This window comes from Pseudoalteromonas gelatinilytica, assembly GCF_001641615.1.
Classification (GTDB): Bacteria; Pseudomonadota; Gammaproteobacteria; order Enterobacterales; family Alteromonadaceae; genus Pseudoalteromonas; species Pseudoalteromonas gelatinilytica.
In genome coordinates, this window is sequence record NZ_LRRU01000019.1 from 367,021 (window position 1) to 385,985 (window position 18,965).

Sequence of the window (18,965 nt, forward strand, 5' to 3'; positions counted from 1 at the left end):
GACGTTCCACTGTCAGACAAGCATTGTGAACAGTTGGGGGTTAAATAAGGTGATACTTTAATTCGCGAAGCCGTAGAAGGTAAATTAGCCCTTACATTAAGTAAGTATCATAAGCAATTTCTTAGTTACGCTGAAATCGATATAGCAACTAATCTAACATGTGTTTTTATGTGACTCGATACATTCCATTTCGTTAATGCTAATTCAAAAAAATTTCTCTGCTAAACTTAAATCAATGTTTGAATTTCTAAGCGGGTGTCAAATGAGAGGAAGTCAGTTAAAGTTATCAAGTAATCCAGACCTTATTGACCTAATTTCATGTGGAGAACTTACATCTCATTCCGACCCGTTGTCAGAAATAAGGCTTGTAAAAAATGGAATGAAAGCATCCGGGGTGTATGCGTTTGCTAATGCAATGGGTTGGAATATGACAACAATAGCACAAGCAATAGGTACAACATCAATGATGTTATCTCGAAGTAAAGCTAAATTATTAAGCTCACATACTAGCGAAAATGCGCTTGAAGTTGCAAAGCTAAGTATGATCGGGATTGATTACTTCGGAAGCATAGATATCTGGAATGCGTGGCTAAACAATGCTCACATTAAACTTGATGGTCGAGAACCTCGAACAATGTTGAACTCAATTCGTGGGCGTGAGCTAATAAAAAGTGTTATTAAGCAGCTCCAGTTTGGGTTCACGGCATGATGACTGTTTAGCTTAGCTTAGCTTTATCAAATATTTTCACTTCATTTGAGTTTAGTCATAGTTGATGGCGGGAACATCTAACCTTCGGTTGAATAGGGTGTAAAGTACGTCCTATCGCGACACTATCTTTCATTTTCTTTTCTGATTATTTAATGCAATCGCGCTTTATTCGATGTATTGAGTTTCTGCTCACATCTTTACTCATCATATTGAGCACTAACTTTCACAGCTTAACTTGCCATCTTCTACTTAGATTTTCATTTCATAAAAATAACACCGCTTATAGCGATGAGCTATTTGAAATTTCGGGTGTGGGATTTTTATATTTATAACATAAAAAGATATCTTATTTTACAATGGGTTATATTTTAAATTTATCTTTTTATGGTGTTAATTATTTTTTTCTCTTAAAGGTTGTAAAAATAAATGTTTATTTGCTTGATTTTGTGATTTTAGCCGCTACTTTAAAAAAAGAGATTGAATTTTAGAGTGAGAGTTAGCGTTATGAATGAACATTCAAATCACAGCAATATTGATAGTGTATATAACAAAGAAAGTATGCGACGTCGTCTTGAACGTTTTAGTCGTTTCAACATAAGTGGCTTGTGTCCTACGCTAAAAGATACACAGCCACACTTTTTCGAATCGTTCAACGAGTCACATTTTGCATTGATGTTTGAATTTGAGCAAACGATAAAATCTGTTCGAACCCAGCCGTTTTCAATCAGTTATACAGATGACAAAAAGAAGCGAATGTATACACCTGATTTTTCGTTAATTTATTGTGGTGGTAGTGTTCGTGTGGTCGAAGTGAAGCACTCAAAAGCGATTGATGCAAAGACAAAACGCACTCATTTTTTGATTGAAAAAGCGTTCGAAAAGCTAGGCTTTGAGTTTGTAGTTTTGACGGAAAATGACTTGCCACCGAGACGAGCGCTCTCAAACATGAAGATGATATTACGCAATGCTCTATCAATGAAAGTTGTGAATGATGAGCATGTAAACACACTGCTTGATGTCTTACCTCCTGAGTTAACCTTACAGAAAGCACACGCAATTTGTGATGCTCTGAACTTAAATAGAAATCTGATTTGTCATTTTATTTTGAAAGATTATTTGAAAATGGATGTTTCATGCGATATCTGTGATGAAACTGTCTTAATTAACAATCTTCATGGGTTTGTGCAATGAGTGGTGTAGTTAAAATAGGCATGAAGTTTCAAATGGATAGCAGCTCTTACATAGTGCGTTCGATAGTGCGAGAGCACTTGGATAATATGATTTTTTACTCATTGTTTGATGATGACAGTCAGAAAATGAGTAATGCAAGAATTGAGTGCATGACACAATCTGAGCTTCATAAAAAGCTAATAAATAGTGAAGCGCTTTTGTATGAGCGCGCTTCTGACATACCAATGCAACAATTACTCACTGAAAATCAATTAAATCAGATGAGTATGTGGCAAGCGTTTTTTGACATGCATTTTGAGAAACACAGTAAAAATTTTACTGCAAAGCATAATGTTGATGAAACCATCGCAGCTTTCAACTGGCAGAGTTACAACTCAAGAAAATACTCGCGTAGCACGTGCCAAGCGAAGATAAAAGCTTACCGAGATTCAGGTTGTGATATACGTTCATCAATTGGCCATGGCCATCATGAAAAGAAAGGCTCAAAGCGACTGACAGCTGCAACAGAAGATTTAATTTACGAGTATTTTTGTGATTATTATCTTGTTAGAAGCGATGCAACTGCAAAGTCTGTACATGCAATAGCAGATATGTTGAGAGCCAAGATACGCGAGCTTAGTAAATCAAAGCCAGCGTGTTATCCAGTCATACCGTGTGTCGACACTATATATCGTCGTTTTCGCGAAACGCTTGCATTATTAACGACACAAAAGACCTTAAGCAAAGCTGAAGCTAAAAAACTGCGTTATAAACTTGGCCGTGAGTTTGTGCCTGAAGATCCATTGGAACGTGTTGAAATGGATGCGGTTTATATCAATCAAGGTTTAAATAACGATGCGAATAAGTTTTTGGGTACAATTGTAATGATGATTGCGATTGATACTTGCACACGATGTCCGCTCGGTTATTCAATTCGTGTCGGTAAAAACGCATCCGAATCTGCTGATTTAGCCGTCGAATGTTTAAAAAGTGTTGTGACCCCAAAAGATAATCCACTTTGGCCGTGTTTTGGTGTGCCAGTGAAGCTTGTGAATGATGCGACGACAGCAACGAAAGGCAATATATTTAAGTCGCTTGCTTTGCAACTTGGTGCGAATTCAATCACCACGCGCACGGGCGAAGGACAGAGTAAGCCGTTTATTGAAAGCTTCTTCCGCACGCTAAGACGTGAGTTTTTAAGTAAACTGCCGGGCTATCTAGGCTCAAAAACGCGTATAAATAATAGTCATCTAGAAGCGACAGAAGATGCTGAACTTCATGCATCAATGACGCTTGAAGAATTTGTCGCTGCGTTTGAAGATTACATCACAAATGTCTACATGCAATCAGCCCATAGTGGCCTTAAAAATCGTGCGCCTGTAGACGTGTGGATGAATGCAATCAGTAAAAATCCACTGCTGCAAACCGTGCCTGCGCCTGATACTGACTTATCTGAATTTCGCGGCTGCTATCGTGCGAAGTGTACATTATATGGAAATGGCTCAATTAAGCTTAAAAATGAGCAGTATGTAAGTGATGAGCTGAAAGCCTTAAATTTGGCTGGTGTTAAAAGTGTTGAATGTTTTTACAGTGATATTGATACAAGCAGTGTTGTTGTGAAGTATCAAAACGACACATTCATTGTGCCTATTCGCGAGATGAATCATCACGATGATGCAGGTGTTCAACAAGCTGAGCTTGATGTTGCTCGTAACGCGCAATTCAGTGAATGTGATGTCGTTGAGCGTAAGCATTATGAGTACAAAAGCGGCAGCAAGCGAGGCTTGCCCAACTTCAAAAAAGCCAAGCAAAAGCAAGCTGAAAAGCGTGAGCTTGAAAGCGGTCGTAAACAGCCTTCTCGGACAAAATATAATAACAATAAAGCAATTGATGTTGATTCAGTTGACGCGCGCGAGCAAATTTTAAACTCACTAAATGCGCAAGTTGCTGCCGAAGAAGATATCGACACTGGTGCAACTTTTGATGATTTTGAGCCGGGCGGTGAGCTATGAGTTGTTTAAAAAGCAAAGCTGAATTGTTATACAGTAAAACATTTGATTGCGTGAATAATCGTCAAGAGCTTGCTGATTTGCTTGAAGAATCAGAGCAGACACTGAGTCTAGGTGTGGGTAGTTGTAGTGTAATCGTGGGTGACTCTGGCTGTGGTAAAACAACGCTGGTTAAAGCTTTTATAAAGCGATTCAATGAAAAGTACAGCACAGACGTCAGTGAAAGCAAGTCAATAAAAGCATGTTATATTCGCTCGCCATCAAATATGAGCCCGTTAGATTTGTATCGCGCCATATTGAAAGGTATGAACGAACCCGGTGCCGCACAAGGCTCTGAAGTTGAGCTTCGTCGACGTATCGCGCAGCAAGTTAAGAACAAGCGTTATCGTGTTCTTGTGTTTGATGAGTTTCAGCAAGTTGTTGAAAAAGTGGGTGTGAAATCAGCACGCCAAATTGCAGATTATCTAAAAGAATTAGTTGATGAATTAGGGTTGTTTCTTGTGTTCGCTGGCACTTCAAAAGTCATGAATATACTTGAAATTAATGAGCAATTTGCATCACGATGTTCACTCATTATTGAGAAGAAACTGCTTTCAGTCTCGACAAGAAAAAATTATGTTCACTTTGTGAAATATCTAATAACTCTGAATGAACATTTGAAATTTTCTCAAATTGACTTCACAAACCCTGAAATCAGCTTACCTATTTTCGTAGCAATACGGGGCGACTTGCGGCAGTTAAGTATGCTCATACGCAAGGCTATTTTTTATGCATGCGACAAAAATAGAGATGAAGTTCTCGTGAAAGATTTTGCTGCTGTGTTTAGTTCAATTAGTGCGTCAAAGAAAAATCAAGCAAACCCCTTCTCTAAAAAGCTCTCTTTGCTAAAAGCAGAACTTGGAGTTAATTATGAGCTCTAATCATTTTATATCGCCATTCTCTGCATGCGCTGTTATAGCTCGCTTTTATGGATTTGCAACAGTTAAAAAGCTGATGCTATCTAATGCTATTCAGACCCCGACGCGATTCGAACTTTATGCACACTCTCACTTTGAAAAGTTACTTGAAAATAAGCAGATTAAACATGATATTGAGCAATATAAATTATTAGACAGTACTCAAGTGCTTGAAAAAAGCGGCACAATAAATGACTCTGATCATATTAAGATTTGTCCTCACTGCTATCAAGAAACTGGGATTCAACTTTATCAATGGCAGCATATTGAAGTGACAAGTTGTCGGGTACATGAATGTGCGCTAATCAATGTAAAAAATCTGCCTCTTTATGATTTACAAGAGTCATGTAATTTATTGAGTTTTGAGCGATATATGCTGTCTTTGAGTGAGACTGAAAGCTCAGAGTTTGCTGAAAAACTGCTAAGGTTCTCAAGACTTTTATTCAGACCCTTTGACTTCATTCAAGCAAAAGTTAAATTCCAAAAATTTAGTGTTCAGCAAATCAGGTTTTTATTAGATGATGTGTTCAAGGTTTTGTCATGCCCATCCCTAAGTGAAACGTGGAAGCACTTATTATTAAATCACAGAGCGCAGTTTGAAAAGTGCGGTGAATTAGTCATGCATCATCGATTAGATGAGATAGCTAACTCAATCTACTCAATTCAGCATGAGTATAACTTTTTAAAATCGACTGAAGAGGTAGAAGCAAAGACTCTTTTATTAAAATATCATGGTGCTCAGATAGACAAGTCTTTATATGTTTCTACTCATCGCTTTGATAGTACATTCGATTCACAAAGTTTTTCTTTCCAGATAGACGGGGCAGCCCTTTCAGAATTTTTAGGTATCAATATGAAGTCACTTTCTCATGTTGCTCAGCAAAACATGTTTGATGCAATCTATCTTTGTAAGCAACAAGATAAGTCATTTTATGACATGAGAAAAGTTGCAGGAGCTTTATCGAAATCATTTGAGCTAGTTTCTGAATGTGATGATAAATTCTTGAAAGTAAGTGATGTGCCAAATGGCATCTATGATTTGTTTGATTTATCGAGAGATGAGCTTGTTAGTTGTGTATTAAATAGTCATATTGACGGTATATATAAAGTTAATACAAGCATTGAGCGTGTTAATCATTTATATGTAAGTGAGAAAGGGTTAAAACAATTATTGAAAGAAAAATGGAATGCAATAGATGAAGTGAATAAGTATGACGCTGTTCGTATGTTGAAAATAAATGCTGATGTTTTAGGTACATTGATTGAAAATGAGTATCTAAAGCTTTCAGCGAAAAATAGTGAACAAATAGATGCAGATAGTATGCGTGAATTTGTTTCTAACTATCTTATTTTAAATAGAAAAGCTAATTTTGAAAAAGCGAGGACCTGTGAAAAGCGAGTAACAGGCTGCTGTAACGTACAACCCATTTTTCAAATTTATATGGATTCAAATAGGACAGATTTTGTTCTGTATGACAAAGCACATCTTAATGATTGTTGTATGCAAAAATTACAATCACGATTTACACACTTTAGTAAATCAAACATAGATTTATCAAAAGACGTCATCATTTTTAGAAACAAACGACGTCATTAGCTAGAGTTTTTAGTCGACTTGTTTAGTTTCGCTTAGCTGTCTTGATTTGACAAAAAGTTGAAATCACACTAATAATAGGCCGAGAGCATTTAATGCCCTCGGCCTTTTTTTCGTTTGGATTTTGCTCAAAATATTAATGGCAAATTTATTCCAGCGATTAATCGTGAAAAATAACAAATTCTAGCGTTTAATCAGAAACTTGAAGCTATACAAATCAGAAAGTGCTCTTAGATTTTCCCGCCATTTCTGTAGCTTAATTCCAGCCTTGGATCAGAAAGAACAAGTTGAATGTTTGATTCGTTTGGTCGGATATTAGTCTGTCTTTTTTGATTGTTGTTGAACTCCTTCTTAAAACTAAGAATAAACAGCATTTCGCCCTCCTCTTTTTGCTTCATAAAGGTGTAAGTCGACTCTTTTGGCTGCCTGTTCAGATGTTTCATTTGGTGCAATTTCTATAACACCTAAACTTATCGTTGCGCTTATAGAGAATGATGTGTGTTCCTTTTCGGCAACAGAAAGCCTAATACGCTCGGCAATATCTTTTGCATGCTCTAAAGATTGATTCTCAAGCACAATTAAAAACTCTTCGCCGCCGACACGACCTACCCGATCAGAACAACGGACTGTTTGCACAATCGTATTGGTTATGGAAATGATTAATTCATCACCAATATCGTGACCATATTGATCATTGACCGCTTTAAAATGATCGATATCGATAGAAATTAATGAGCTGACTTGTTGATTTAGTTTGTTTTGCAGCATGACGCTTCGTTTTAAATTTAATATAGCTCTTCGATTCGCTATGCCTGTTAGTTCATCTTTTAAAGCGAGTATTTCAAAGTACTTTTTCTGGCGAACTTGTTTGAATGTATAAACGGCGAATAAGAGTAAACACACGCAAGTTATCATCACAGTTAAGCCTTGCCAAAAAGACTTATCTTCGGCTACAGCTAAAAGTTTTTGTTGTAGCTTTGACTCAAGCTCTAAACGAGAAATCTCAAGGATCTGCTGTTCATAATTAAAGTTTAATCTGGCAGAAATAAGAGTGTTATTTGCGATAGCTTGTTGTTTATCTTTAATTAAAGCGATTAATTGTTGTTGAGATGCTATTTGTAAGGAAGTATCTCCTGTTGCAGCTGCAAGCTGAGAGGTTAAATTTAAATAACGCTCCTTTAAGCTCTCGGGCCAAGATTGTTGTTGCCCGGCGGTTATCTTCTCATGAGATGAAAGGGCAGCTTGCAACTGAGCTGTAGCCAAGTACCATTCTGATTTAGTGAAGTTGTAAAGAGTCAAAATCCAGCTGTCAGTAACCGAGAGCGTGTTCAACTCCGTTAGATATGACTCAGCCTGAGATAAACTATTAAGTTTTATATTGAGTTCTGTAAGTTTAATTAATATGTAAGCATATCCGTTGTCGCTTTCGAAACGGCGAACATCTTTTTTAATCGACTCGTATAGCTCAATAGCCTTTATTAAGTCGCCTTTTTCTTCATAGGCATACGCGAGTTGATCCGCTACTTTGTACTGCTCTTGCTCATTGAATTTCGTTAACGCTAATTTGGCTCGCTTCAGTTGTTCAATTGCAAGTTCATAGTTGTACAAAGCTATATGAATATCGGCAATTTCTTTTAATGCGAGGGCTTTTTCGTAGTCATTACCTGCTTTTTCAAATAACTGATAAGCAGTTTTAGCAGAGTCGAATGCCTCTTGATAGTTGCCTTTAGCTAACTGAATACGGTTAAGTACTATGTGGGCCAGAGCAATAATTGAGAGTTTTTTTGAAGAGGTTATTTCGTCTAATGACGGTATGTTAATTATTGGTTTTAAGTGTTCGAGAGCTTTCTGGTAGTTACCTTGCGTATACTCTTGACTTGCTTCACAGACAGCAAGTTCCTGTATTAAGTTTAAATTATTTGCTTGATGAATGACTGGTTTGGCTGTTTCTAGAAACTGTTTATATTCACTAATCCCGTTAGGAGTTGAAGGATTGGAAAACCAACATTTAAACGCCATCACTTGCGCATCATCTAGCGCATTTTCATAAGGCATTTGCTTTTCTAATCTAGCTAAAATTTCGACAGATTCAGAATATGTTGTATAACCGTGAAGAGCACGGCTGATTTCACTCTGAACATCCTTTGCAGCCACATTGGTTGCAAAAAATAGCAACAAGCACAATATCCTTATCATTTGAGCATTACTCCATACAGCTACTCTGATACCAATCAATGATATTTTCTTATAATTGCAGCTAGCTTAGCATAATGAAATTATTGTTTATAAGATTTTACGTTGAAAAAATATAAATAATTTAATGCTTTAAGCTATGCTTGGTTGCTTTTGGGGTTTGAAATTAGCTCAACACAAAGTAATGGAATTGCGTACCTAAAATGGTATGGTTACTTTAAATAGTTTTAATTAAAAGGATGTATTTTTCATGTTAAACAAAATATTACTTTGCAGTGCTTTTTTATTTTCTGTTACAGCACTGGCTGAAAGACCAGACTATTTTAATGATGAAATAGATAAAGAGTATCGCGCGGTATTAAAGCACATGGATGAAATGATGCCGCAAACCGATTTAGAGCTTGCCTACTTACCCTCTTTTTATCCGTTTAGCATCTTTGATATTCATGCAACTAAATTTACAAATGACAAAGATAAGCAAGCGTTCACTAACTTTAACTTAGGTGTGCTTGGTAGCCAGTTTTTAAATGTTAAAGAGCAAGTTGGAACAAAACTTCCAAATTTAGTTATTTGTAAAAAAGAAAAGTGTACTGAACAAAGACTTAAGTTAATTCGGTCATTTTTAGATGTATCGGAGGCAGAGATTTTGGCATTTAAAAATAGCCAAACTTTAAAACTTGTACAGCAATCTGCGCCGCACGTGTACCGTGTTAACAATACTTTTTATTCTCCCACCCAATTAATAAGCTATACACCATCAAAATATGCTGGGTTTGTACCCTCTGCCGATTATAAAATTTTAAGCCCTGATGCAGAGCCAAACTTGATGGAGCTATCAGCTGATACACAAGAACTCAGAGATTTAATGGTTGAGTATAAGGTTGCAGCTATTACAAAAGATGAGTATGACAGCGTCAATGTGATCTTTGGTGGCCTTAGCGATAATCATTGGGGAGTAGTCCTTTTAGAGAAATACACTATACCTAAAAGCGGTGATAGAAATGCTTTTAGCCTAGAGTACGACATAATCAAACCGCTCTCCAAGACAAGTTTTTATTATCAAACTAATTAAACCAAGTTTTTCAACAAACATTTATCAATGGAGTAAACAATGGGGTTGTCTGAAAATAACAAATCAAAGACCCATAGTTTTGTGTTGAAAAGTTTTGGATTAATAACACTTTTTATATCTCTGACAGGAAATGCTGCCGAACAGCAAATACAGCAGCAAGTTGATGCGTTTATTCAGAGCCAATATAAAGACCACGTCCTAGAGTTAGTCTCTGATAATGAAATTGGCCAATTAAAGCGTTTTTATGAGCATAGTGATGGCAGAGTCTCTATATTTTGGATTTATCAAACAGGCAATGTTTGGTTAGAGAAGTTGACTCTAATTAAGGTTCGGGGTGATGGTTATAGCGAGTTGTCGTCTATTTCTTTTAACGGCGTAGTAGATAGTACGAAAAAGATTGGCGAAGAGCTTGCCATACAATTACGTACATATGATGAAAGTGATCCTCGTTGCTGCCCTAGCAAGAAAATCACTTTACGCTACCGTATTTATAATGGTGAGTTAGTTAAGTTATAGCCTGATTGTTTTGCATCAGGCTATAAATCAAGAATTAGCAAATATGGTATTCGCCACGGGGTTTGTTGCTGAACATAAAGGCTTGTAACTCAGATTTAAGAACTTCGACAATATCCGTTGTAAAAGGCGTTCTTATTTCACCAGAGTCTAAATATCTCAGTAAATCAATTTCATGTTTAAGTGCTGACTGAATCGAATAACTAATTGGGTAGGTTACTTTAAACTGTTTATGCGATATCACATTGTCGTGGTTTTCAATGTCGACATAGAAAGTTAATTGCTCGTCTTCTTCGCAAATGTCGCTACAGGTGCCTTGCTCACGAATACAATCCAAGACAATATTTCTGATGAAAATATCAAATTCGTTCATATTAATCCCTCAATTTTTGCCCATCCATTGGGTACAACTGAAATCTAGCAAAAAATAATTAATCTAGCCAATTCAATTTTGCAGCTTTTGGATTAACTCTTTCTGAACGGGTTGGTTTAAAAGCATTAGGGGGAGGGGAAGTAGTTAGTTAATAGTCGTTAGAGGATAGAATGCGCGAAACAAGTTTCACGCCTACGTTGTAGCAGCGGCTTTATGCCGCGTCATTGATAAATTTTTACGAGAAACGAGAAACGAGAAACGAGAAACGAAATACGAGAGGCGAAATACGAGAGGCGAAATACGAGAGGCGAGATACGAGATACGATGGGCGAGGTAAAACGCGATGTGAAATCACTGCTACACAATCAGGTTCAGACTAAATTTAAAAACTGACGGGCTAAAGCCCGACCTACAATGTAAGTCGCGATTTATGGCGACAAGGACTCGAACCTCGCACCTCGATCCTCGCAACTTTCCCCTTTCCCCTAATAACTCGCTAACTACTCCTAAAGCCTAAAGCCTAGAGCCTAGAGCCTAGAGCCCAGAGCCTAAATCCTAGCCCCTAAATCCTAGAACCTAAATCCTAGAACCTAAATCCTAAATCCTAGCCCCTAGCCCCTAGTCCCTAAAACCTCCCCCCTCACAATCTCTGCGCCTTTACTCAATGCACTAAGCTTGGCGCTTGCTATGTGGCGAGGGAGGGGAGCCATACCGCAATTTGTACATGGGTAAAGCTTGTCGGCATCAACATATTTCAGGGCTTCGCGTAATGTGTGTGCCACTTCATCAGGGGTTTCGATTTCATTGCTTGCTACATCAATGGCACCAACCATCACTTTTTTGCCGTGTATGAGTGCTAATAGTTCAATAGGCACGCGAGAGTTGTGGCACTCAAGTGAAATAATATCGATATTCGACTTTTGAAGTTTCGGGAATACTTCTTCGTATTGACGCCATTCATTGCCCAGTGTTTGTTTCCAATCAGTGTTGGCTTTAATGCCATAGCCGTAGCAAATGTGCACGGCGGTTTCGCACTTTAAGCCTTCGATTGCTCTTTCTAGGCACTTTATGCCCCAGTCATTAACATCATCGAAGAACACATTAAACGCAGGCTCATCAAATTGAATAATATCAACACCCACAGCTTCGAGCTCTTTCGCTTCTTGATTGAGGATTTTGGCAAATTCCCACGCAAGTTGTTCACGGCTTTGATAGTGGGCGTCATACAAGGTGTCAATCATGGTCATAGGGCCTGGCAACGCCCATTTTATAGGTTGCTTGGTCTGCGAACGTAAAAACTTAGCATCTTCAACAAACACCGGTTTGCTGCGTGATACCGGGCCAATTACACTTGGTACACTGGCTTCGTAGCGATTGCGAATGGTCACTGTTTTACGGTTTTCAAAATCAACGCCATTTAAGTGTTCGATAAAGGTCGTTACAAAGTGTTGGCGAGTTTGCTCGCCGTCGCTCACGATATCAACGCCAGCTTGTTGTTGCTCTTGTAAGGCAACACGCAGCGCGTCTTGTTTGCCGTCGATAAGCTCTGCTCCTTGCAATTTCCAAGGCGACCATAAGGTTTCAGGCTCAGCAAGCCAAGCAGGTTTTGGTAAGCTGCCAGCTGTCGATGTGGGTAATAACTTTTTCATTTTTACTCTCTTTAAATCGCGTAGTTGGCAGACCATTTCTCAAGTACTGATTGATAAGGCTTAATAAAGTGCTGCTCAGTAAATTTACCTTGGGCAATCGCAAGTTGGCTGCGCTCTTCACGGTCGTAGACAATTTGCGTGATAGAGTGATCGGCGTTTCTTAAATTTGGTTGATAGCAACTACCCGCCACAGCATTGGCGTTATAAATTTCTGGACGATAGATTTTCTGGAATGTTTCCATGGTGCTAATCGTGCTGATCAACTCTAAGTTGGTGTAATCGTTCAGCAGGTCACCAAAGAAATAAAACGCCAGCGGAGCGACTGTGTTTGGTGGCATAAAATAGCGAACCTGCAAGCCCATTTTTTTAAAGTATTGCTCGGTTAATGATGACTCATTTGGTTGGTACTCAGCACCTAAAATAGGGTGTTGGTTTTCTGTGCGATGGTACGTTTTGTTATCAGACACGCTTAAACAAATAACCGGTGGCTTTTTAAAGTGCTGTTTGTAAGTGTCTGAATCAATAAAGTATTTAAAGAGTTTGCCGTGTAAGTCACCAAAGTTTTCGGGAATGCTGAATTCGCTTTTCGCTTTATTATAATCAAGCAGCAGTACGCTAAAATCATAATCGCGCACGTAAGATGAAAAGTTATTACCAACAATACCTTCGATACGTTCATTAGTTTGGTGATCAATGATATTCGTTTTTAGTACTTCTATTGACGGGAATGCCTCTGCGCTTTGTGCAATTTCTAAATCAACAGAAATGATCTCAAGCTCTACTGAGTAGCGGTTGCCTTGGGGGTTATCCCAGTTTGCTAGCGCATTAAAGCGACTATCAATCATTTTTAATGCGTTACGTAAATTCTGTTGGCGACTTTCACCGCGAGCTAGGTTCGCAAAGTTTGTGGTAAGTCGTGTGCTATTTGACGGATGATAATTCTCGTCGAGGCAAATGCTTTTAATTGTAAATCTGAAATCGTTTTTCATGGCAATGTATCCAAAAGTCCTGAAATAAATGATTGCTGCTCACCTTCCTTAAATCGCTAGGTCATTAACCTTAGGTTGCTCTGCAGCGGTAATAAATTTATACGTGGTCATCACCATGAAGAAAAACGTTTTTATTTCAGGTAAAACATGAGGCAGATTCATGAATATTTGCTGTTTTAGTAAAACATTTAGGAAGGGATAGTGAAAAAATGCTTTAAAGTTGATTTAGACGTCTGGATTTCTAAAATGGTTTGTTAGAGTTGCAGTAATTTCATATAAAACGTGAGTAATATTCACTACTTAACAGGACTTTTGAAAGCAACCCCGTACTTTATTGTTGTTATACTCGTCTCCCTAAATCAACAATACAGACAAATACAATGAATGAATTAATCGTGCTTATTATTGCTTGCGCCATACTTGGTAGTGGAGTGGGCTTTTTAGCTGGGCTATTAGGAATTGGTGGAGGCCTAGTAATTGTGCCTATTTTAAGCATGATCTTGCTGCATTTTCAGGTGTTACCCGAAGAGCAAGTGGTGCTGGTGGCGATTGCTACATCGCTTGCCTCAATTCTTTTTACATCTACGTCATCAGCTATCGCTCACCATAAAAATGGTAATGTGCCTTGGCAATTGGCTCCGTGGGTTATGACAGGGGTTGCACTAGGCGCTCTTATCAGTGGCTTTTTGGCTTCGCTATTGCCTGCAAATGTGGTGCGAATTGTATTCGCTCTGAGTGTGGTGCTTATTGCATTAAAAATGATTTTCAGCAGTAAAAATGACAGCCAAACATTACGCTCGCTACCTAATAAAGGCCTTTTGACACTTTATACAACCATCACGGGTGGTCTATCAGCCATGATAGGTATTGGCGGTGGTGCGGTCCTTGTGCCGTTACTGACGTTTTTCTCGGTTGATATGAAAAAAGCCATTGGCTGTGCTTCGGCCTGCGGTATTGTCATTGCGCTATTTGGCTCAGTGGGTTACATCAGCTCGGGCAGTCAGTACTTTACATTAAAAGAGGGCTTTGCTGGTTTTGTTTATTTGCCAGCCTTGTTTGGCATTGTGTGTACTTCGTGGTTTACCGCGCCATTAGGTGCAAAAGCAACGCATCATTTGCCTGTGTCTACCATCAAAAAAATCTTTGCGGGGCTTTTGGTAATTATGGCTGTGAATATGCTCGCTAAATAGTATTAACTTATTAATTCGACAACACGAAAGTCGTTTGTTAATGTCAGTTAAGCAGTTTTTAGGCTGCTTAACTGCCTTTTTCGAAAGCTGTAGGCGCTATTTAAGGACTCTTTTTTAAGGAACATGCTATGGATCGTCGGTGCTCTCAAACAAGTAAAAAAACACTAAGCTCTTTATTTGTTGCTCTATCACTAATGGCTTTGCCAGTGACTGCTGAGCCAACAAAATCTCTCGAGACTCACCATGCTTTAATGGGCCAAATTCTCAGTGCAAATCAACAAACACCCCTTTCAGGTTTTGCACTTCATGTGATTGTTGATGATGGACATGCTTTTTCAACGGCAAAGCAAAGTAAAGAAAATGCGCCGCAAGTTATTAACCCAAATAGTTTATTTAGAATTGCCAGTGTGACCAAAACTTTCACTGCGGCAACGGTGCTACGTTTGCACGAGGAAGGAAAACTAAGCCTTGATACAACGCTTGATAAGTTAATTTCTGACGATTTTTTTGCGCTTCTTGAGAGCGATGGCTATGCCCTTGATAAAATAACGATAAAGCAAGTGCTGAGTCATACGGCAGGGCTATACGATCACGCCCAAAGCGATCAATATTTAGCTGGCATAATGGCAAATCCGCAGCAAGATATTACGATGCGCGAGCAAATTAAAGGGTGTGTAGAGTGGGGCGACCCAGTTGGTAAACCTGGTGAGCGTTTTTCATATTCAGATACCGGGTATGTGTTACTCGGCCACATTATTGAAAGAGTGACAGATTTACCGCTACCTGAAGCGGTTCGCCAATACTTGAGTTTCGATAAAAACCAGATTGAAAATGTGATCTGGGAACGGGGTGATACGGTTGCTGTGGATGAGTCTCGACGCGTACATCAATACTTGCATGGCACCGACACGTTTAATTGGAGCCCAACAGTCGATTTATATGGTGGCGGTGGGCTTGTTGCCAGCCCAATCGGTATGGCTAAATTTTATCAGGCTTTATTTTCAGGTAAGGTCTTTAAACACCCAGAAACACTTACACTCATGCTCTCGGATACAGGCTTACCTGCAGATAGCCCTTATCGTTTAGGTGTATTTGCCAAAGACTATAACGGCACCTTGGTTTATCAACATGGTGGCTTTTGGGGCACTTTGGTGATGTATGAACCAACAACGCAGGTGGTGGTAGCAGGGGCTGTTACTCAGCAAAAAGACTACGCCCAGCTTGAAAAAGTAATGAGTGGCTATTTAATTTTACAAGCAAAATCAGCACTCTAAACACGCCAAAATCTAAACTGGCGCACATATGCGCCAGATCCTTTCTTTAGTTCAATTCAAGCTAAGTCATTATAGAAGAGAAATGACTTGCGCACTTCATATAATAAAAATATTATATAACCAAATTGTTATGGAGTGAGTCGTGAAAGTTCTCTTTTTATGTACAGAAAATTCAGCCCGTTCAATTATGGCTGAGGCGTTGCTTAAACATCACGGTAAAGGTGAGTTTGAGGTGTTTAGTGCGGGTACTGAACCTAATGCGGTAGACCCTCGTACGCTTGCGGCGATTGAGCATTTTGGTTTAAAAACCGATGACTTACACTCAAAGCACTTAAACGATGTAACTAACCTCCATTTGGATTACGTCATAACTTTATGTGATGACGCTGCCAAAGAATGCGCCAATCGCGTCGATGGCAGCCATTGCCTTGCATGGGATTTTATCGATCCTAAAACGCGTCCTGAACCCCACGCCTTTGAAAAAACCTTGCAAGAGCTCAATGAGCGAATCAAACAGTTTGTGCAATCCCATAACAAAGAAAAACCAGCATCGATTTCGCCAACCACATTTTATAAAGCGCTTGCAGATGATATTCGTTTAAAAAGCTTATTACTAATCGCCGTTGAGCAAGAGGTTTGCGTATGCGAACTAATGACGGCACTTAATGAGCAGAGCCAGCCAAAGGTTTCAAGGCATTTAGCGCAACTTAAAAAACAGGGCATTTTGTCGGATAGAAAGCACCAGCAGTGGGTGTTTTACTCTTTAAACCCGACCTTACCAATGTGGATGAAACAAACAATTACCTCGACCGTGGTAAACGAACCTAATTTTATAGAAAACGAGTTAGCAAGGCTAAATGCGATGGGCGATGATCGCCCAACTCGTGTGACGCGCTGTTGCAATTAAACAAAACGGTTTGCTGTTAACTGTCGGCAAACCCGGTAAAACAAGTTAGACAATTTTAAAAAGTAGGAGCTTAACAATGGCAATTAAAGTAGGCATTAATGGTTTTGGCCGTATGGGTCGTTTATCGCTAAGAGCAGCGTTTACATGGGACGACGTTGAGTTTGTGCAAATTAATGACCCAGCGGGTGACGCAGCTACATTGGCTCACTTACTAAAGTATGATTCGGTGCACGGTATTTGGCCTCATGAGGTTGAAAGTAACGACAATGCGGTGATCATCGATGGTCAGATGATTAACGTTACACAAAATAAAGCGATTGCAGACACTGATTGGTCTGGTTGCGATATCGTTATTGAAGCCTCTGGTGTGATGAAAGAAAAGTCACTACTTCAGGCATATCTTGACCAAGGTGTGAAGAAAGTCGTTGTCACTGCCCCTGTAAAAGAAGACGGTGTGCTGAATATAGTGATGGGTGTAAACGACGATTTATACGACGTAAACCAACACGATATTGTGACTGCCGCATCGTGCACTACCAACTGTTTAGCGCCTGTGGTTAAAGTATTGCAAGAAAAAATTGGTATCAAACATGGTTCAATGACCACTATTCACGATATTACTAATACGCAAACTATCTTAGATGCGCCGCATAAAGACTTACGACGTGCTCGCGCATGTGGCATGAGCTTAATTCCAACTACAACCGGCTCTGCAACAGCGATTACACATATTTTCCCTGAACTTAAAGGTAAATTAAATGGCCACGCGGTTCGTGTGCCGTTAGCCAATGCATCAATCACAGACTGTGTGTTTGAAGTTGAAAAGCCCACTACTGCTGAGCAAATTAACCAGTGGATGCAAGAAGCCGCAGAGGGCCAGCTAAAAGGTATTTTGGGCTATGAAGAAAAGCCACTTGTTTCTATCGATTACAAAACTGATCCACGCTCAAGCATTGTTGATGCGCTATCAACCATGGTTGTCAACGAGACACAAGTTAAGCTGTATGTTTGGTACGATAACGAATGGGGTTATGCAAACCGCACCGCCGAACTTGCCCGTAAAGTTGCGCGATCACTACAAGGTTAAAAGCAATGACGCGTTTGGCTAATCTTCCCGCTGATATAAAGCAGTACTTAATCGTTACTGGGAATTACTGGGCATTTACGCTTACAGATGGCGCATTGAGAATGTTGGTGGTACTGCATTTTCATGCGCTTGGCTACTCGCCTTTGAGTATTGCCATGCTGTTTTTGTTTTATGAGATTTTTGGTGTTGTCACTAACTTAGTGGGCGGCTATTTAGGCGCAAGGCTTGGTTTAAACAAAACCATGAATATTGGCCTTGCCATACAGGTTGCAGCCTTGTTCATGTTGGCAGTCCCCCCTGAATGGCTAAGTGTTGCCTATGTGATGCTGGCGCAAGCGCTGTCGGGCATTGCCAAAGATCTCAATAAAATGAGTGCTAAAAGCTCAATTAAAATGCTGGTTGCCAGTGGCCAAGAAGGCACCTTGTTTAAATGGGTGGCGATACTTACGGGCTCTAAAAACGCCTTAAAAGGTGTGGGCTTCTTTTTAGGTGGTTTACTTCTCACATTAATGTCGTTTAAAGGCGCAATGCTAACCATGGCTGCTACTTTGCTGGTGGTGTGGTGTTTTAGTCTTTATGCACTTAAAAATGATTTAGGCAAAGCCAAAAACAAACCTAAGTTTAACGAGATATTTTCAAAAAGCAGTTCAATCAACATTTTGTCAGCAGCAAGATTGTTCTTGTTTGGTGCGCGTGATGTTTGGTTTGTAGTTGCACTTCCGGTGTTTTTATCACAAGCCTTTGGCTGGGATCATTGGACCGTGGGGGCTTTTATAGCTGCGTGGATCATTGGTTATGGAATAGTGCAATCTTTTGCACCTAAAATCATTAAGCTTAATAAGCAAACATCACCAAGCGCAGAAACAGTTAAGTGGGCATCCTTGCTTGCGGTAGTCACCTTAGCCATTGCTCTTGCCATTGGTTTTGACTGGGCAGTAAAACCAATGCTGATAGGCGGACTGATGTTGTTCGGCGTGGTCTTCGCGATTAACTCATCTTTGCACAGCTACTTAATTGTTAGCATGGCGGATGCCGATGGCGTATCACTCGATGTCGGGTTTTACTATATGGCTAATGCCATGGGACGCTTAATTGGTACTGTGTTGTCAGGCTTAGTGTTTCAGCTTTATGGCTTAGCAGCCTGTTTGGCTATATCACTGTTATTTATTGTTATTACCGCCGTTATTTCGACTAAATTACCAAAACAAATTTAGTTAAATCTAAACACGCCCTACAAAGGTAAGCATGCTTTCTTGCTTACCTTTATTCATGCATAGCAT

Annotated in this window: 16 protein-coding genes; 12 read left to right on the forward strand and 4 right to left on the reverse strand. The window is 39.4% G+C overall.

Annotated features, from left to right (window positions below; translation table 11 throughout):
- Nucleotides 1–379: 379 nt before the first annotated feature.
- The 5 genes from NH153_RS21850 to NH153_RS11980 all read left to right on the forward strand — a co-directional run bounded on the left by NH153_RS21850 (nucleotide 380) and on the right by NH153_RS11980 (nucleotide 6,441).
- On the forward strand, nucleotides 380–709 hold the full coding sequence (locus tag NH153_RS21850; protein WP_167350244.1) for an antitoxin Xre/MbcA/ParS toxin-binding domain-containing protein: 330 nt from the start codon (nucleotides 380–382) through the stop codon (nucleotides 707–709).
- A 504-nt stretch (nucleotides 710–1,213) separates the two neighbouring features.
- Nucleotides 1,214–1,900: a TnsA endonuclease N-terminal domain-containing protein gene (locus NH153_RS11965; protein WP_063704104.1), complete on the forward strand. Its 687-nt coding sequence runs from the start codon at nucleotides 1,214–1,216 to the stop codon at nucleotides 1,898–1,900.
- Nucleotides 1,897–3,891 (forward strand): TnsB C-terminal domain-containing protein, encoded by a 1,995-nt coding sequence (locus NH153_RS11970; protein ID WP_063704106.1) that lies wholly within the window; start codon nucleotides 1,897–1,899, stop codon nucleotides 3,889–3,891. Before NH153_RS11965 ends, NH153_RS11970 begins: the two co-directional genes overlap by 4 nt.
- Nucleotides 3,888–4,808, forward strand: coding sequence for a TniB family NTP-binding protein (locus NH153_RS11975; protein WP_063704110.1), 921 nt, complete (start codon nucleotides 3,888–3,890; stop codon nucleotides 4,806–4,808). The genes NH153_RS11970 and NH153_RS11975 overlap by 4 nt, the downstream gene beginning before the upstream one ends.
- A complete protein-coding gene (locus NH153_RS11980; protein ID WP_063704113.1) occupies nucleotides 4,798–6,441 on the forward strand; it encodes a TniQ family protein in 1,644 nt (547 codons plus the stop codon). The genes NH153_RS11975 and NH153_RS11980 overlap by 11 nt, the downstream gene beginning before the upstream one ends.
- Before the next feature lie 354 nt (nucleotides 6,442–6,795).
- On the opposite strand, the gene NH153_RS11985 is transcribed toward NH153_RS11980, so the two are convergent.
- Nucleotides 6,796–8,673: a GGDEF domain-containing protein gene (locus tag NH153_RS11985; RefSeq protein ID WP_156503632.1), complete on the reverse strand. Its 1,878-nt coding sequence runs from the start codon at nucleotides 8,671–8,673 to the stop codon at nucleotides 6,796–6,798.
- Between the two features lie 208 nt (nucleotides 8,674–8,881).
- Between NH153_RS11985 and NH153_RS11990 the strand changes: the two genes are divergently transcribed.
- Both NH153_RS11990 and NH153_RS11995 read left to right on the forward strand, forming a co-directional pair.
- Complete coding sequence (locus NH153_RS11990) at nucleotides 8,882–9,703, forward strand: hypothetical protein (protein WP_240494368.1); 822 nt, start codon at nucleotides 8,882–8,884, stop codon at nucleotides 9,701–9,703.
- Nucleotides 9,704–9,742: 39 nt separating this feature from the next.
- Entirely contained in the window at nucleotides 9,743–10,219 is a 477-nt protein-coding gene (locus NH153_RS11995) for a hypothetical protein (protein ID WP_063704118.1), read from the forward strand.
- A 34-nt stretch (nucleotides 10,220–10,253) separates the two neighbouring features.
- Here NH153_RS11995 and NH153_RS12000 read toward each other — a convergent pair whose 3' ends face one another.
- The 3 genes from NH153_RS12000 to NH153_RS12010 form a co-directional block, all read right to left on the reverse strand.
- Entirely contained in the window at nucleotides 10,254–10,589 is a 336-nt protein-coding gene (locus NH153_RS12000) for a hypothetical protein (protein ID WP_063704120.1), read from the reverse strand.
- A 611-nt stretch (nucleotides 10,590–11,200) separates the two neighbouring features.
- Nucleotides 11,201–12,238, reverse strand: coding sequence for a methionine synthase (locus NH153_RS12005; protein WP_063704122.1), 1,038 nt, complete (start codon nucleotides 12,236–12,238; stop codon nucleotides 11,201–11,203).
- 11 nt (nucleotides 12,239–12,249) lie between these two features.
- A complete protein-coding gene (locus tag NH153_RS12010; protein ID WP_063704124.1) occupies nucleotides 12,250–13,227 on the reverse strand; it encodes a DUF1852 domain-containing protein in 978 nt (325 codons plus the stop codon).
- Nucleotides 13,228–13,607: 380 nt separating this feature from the next.
- Here NH153_RS12010 and NH153_RS12015 point away from each other — a divergent pair, with 380 nt between their 5' ends.
- The 5 genes from NH153_RS12015 to arsJ all read left to right on the forward strand — a co-directional run bounded on the left by NH153_RS12015 (nucleotide 13,608) and on the right by arsJ (nucleotide 18,899).
- Nucleotides 13,608–14,417, forward strand: coding sequence for a sulfite exporter TauE/SafE family protein (locus tag NH153_RS12015; RefSeq protein ID WP_063704126.1), 810 nt, complete (start codon nucleotides 13,608–13,610; stop codon nucleotides 14,415–14,417).
- 128 nt (nucleotides 14,418–14,545) lie between these two features.
- Nucleotides 14,546–15,691, forward strand: coding sequence for a serine hydrolase domain-containing protein (locus NH153_RS12020; RefSeq protein ID WP_063704129.1), 1,146 nt, complete (start codon nucleotides 14,546–14,548; stop codon nucleotides 15,689–15,691).
- 142 nt (nucleotides 15,692–15,833) lie between these two features.
- Nucleotides 15,834–16,598 (forward strand): metalloregulator ArsR/SmtB family transcription factor, encoded by a 765-nt coding sequence (locus tag NH153_RS12025; protein ID WP_063704131.1) that lies wholly within the window; start codon nucleotides 15,834–15,836, stop codon nucleotides 16,596–16,598.
- 76 nt (nucleotides 16,599–16,674) lie between these two features.
- On the forward strand, nucleotides 16,675–17,685 hold the full coding sequence (locus tag NH153_RS12030) for an ArsJ-associated glyceraldehyde-3-phosphate dehydrogenase (RefSeq protein WP_063704134.1): 1,011 nt from the start codon (nucleotides 16,675–16,677) through the stop codon (nucleotides 17,683–17,685).
- A 5-nt stretch (nucleotides 17,686–17,690) separates the two neighbouring features.
- Nucleotides 17,691–18,899, forward strand: a complete 1,209-nt coding sequence (gene arsJ, locus NH153_RS12035; protein ID WP_063704136.1) for an organoarsenical effux MFS transporter ArsJ — start codon at nucleotides 17,691–17,693, stop codon at nucleotides 18,897–18,899.
- The last annotated feature ends 66 nt before the right edge of the window (nucleotides 18,900–18,965 follow it).

Bases quoted from the DNA above. Each gene is read 5' to 3' on its own strand.
- NH153_RS12005 (WP_063704122.1), bottom strand. From the start codon at position 12,238: ATGAAAAAGTTATTACCCACATCGACAGCTGGCAGCTTACCAAAACCT.
- NH153_RS11965 (WP_063704104.1), top strand. From the start codon at position 1,214: ATGAATGAACATTCAAATCACAGCAATATTGATAGTGTATATAACAAA.
- NH153_RS12020 (WP_063704129.1), top strand. From the start codon at position 14,546: ATGGATCGTCGGTGCTCTCAAACAAGTAAAAAAACACTAAGCTCTTTA.
- NH153_RS11990 (WP_240494368.1), top strand. From the start codon at position 8,882: ATGTTAAACAAAATATTACTTTGCAGTGCTTTTTTATTTTCTGTTACA.
- NH153_RS11970 (WP_063704106.1), top strand. From the start codon at position 1,897: ATGAGTGGTGTAGTTAAAATAGGCATGAAGTTTCAAATGGATAGCAGC.
- NH153_RS12015 (WP_063704126.1), top strand. From the start codon at position 13,608: ATGAATGAATTAATCGTGCTTATTATTGCTTGCGCCATACTTGGTAGT.
- NH153_RS11995 (WP_063704118.1), top strand. From the start codon at position 9,743: ATGGGGTTGTCTGAAAATAACAAATCAAAGACCCATAGTTTTGTGTTG.
- NH153_RS11980 (WP_063704113.1), top strand. From the start codon at position 4,798: ATGAGCTCTAATCATTTTATATCGCCATTCTCTGCATGCGCTGTTATA.
- NH153_RS21850 (WP_167350244.1), top strand. From the start codon at position 380: ATGAAAGCATCCGGGGTGTATGCGTTTGCTAATGCAATGGGTTGGAAT.
- arsJ (WP_063704136.1), top strand. From the start codon at position 17,691: ATGACGCGTTTGGCTAATCTTCCCGCTGATATAAAGCAGTACTTAATC.
- NH153_RS12010 (WP_063704124.1), bottom strand. From the start codon at position 13,227: ATGAAAAACGATTTCAGATTTACAATTAAAAGCATTTGCCTCGACGAG.
- NH153_RS12000 (WP_063704120.1), bottom strand. From the start codon at position 10,589: ATGAACGAATTTGATATTTTCATCAGAAATATTGTCTTGGATTGTATT.
- NH153_RS11975 (WP_063704110.1), top strand. From the start codon at position 3,888: ATGAGTTGTTTAAAAAGCAAAGCTGAATTGTTATACAGTAAAACATTT.
- NH153_RS12030 (WP_063704134.1), top strand. From the start codon at position 16,675: ATGGCAATTAAAGTAGGCATTAATGGTTTTGGCCGTATGGGTCGTTTA.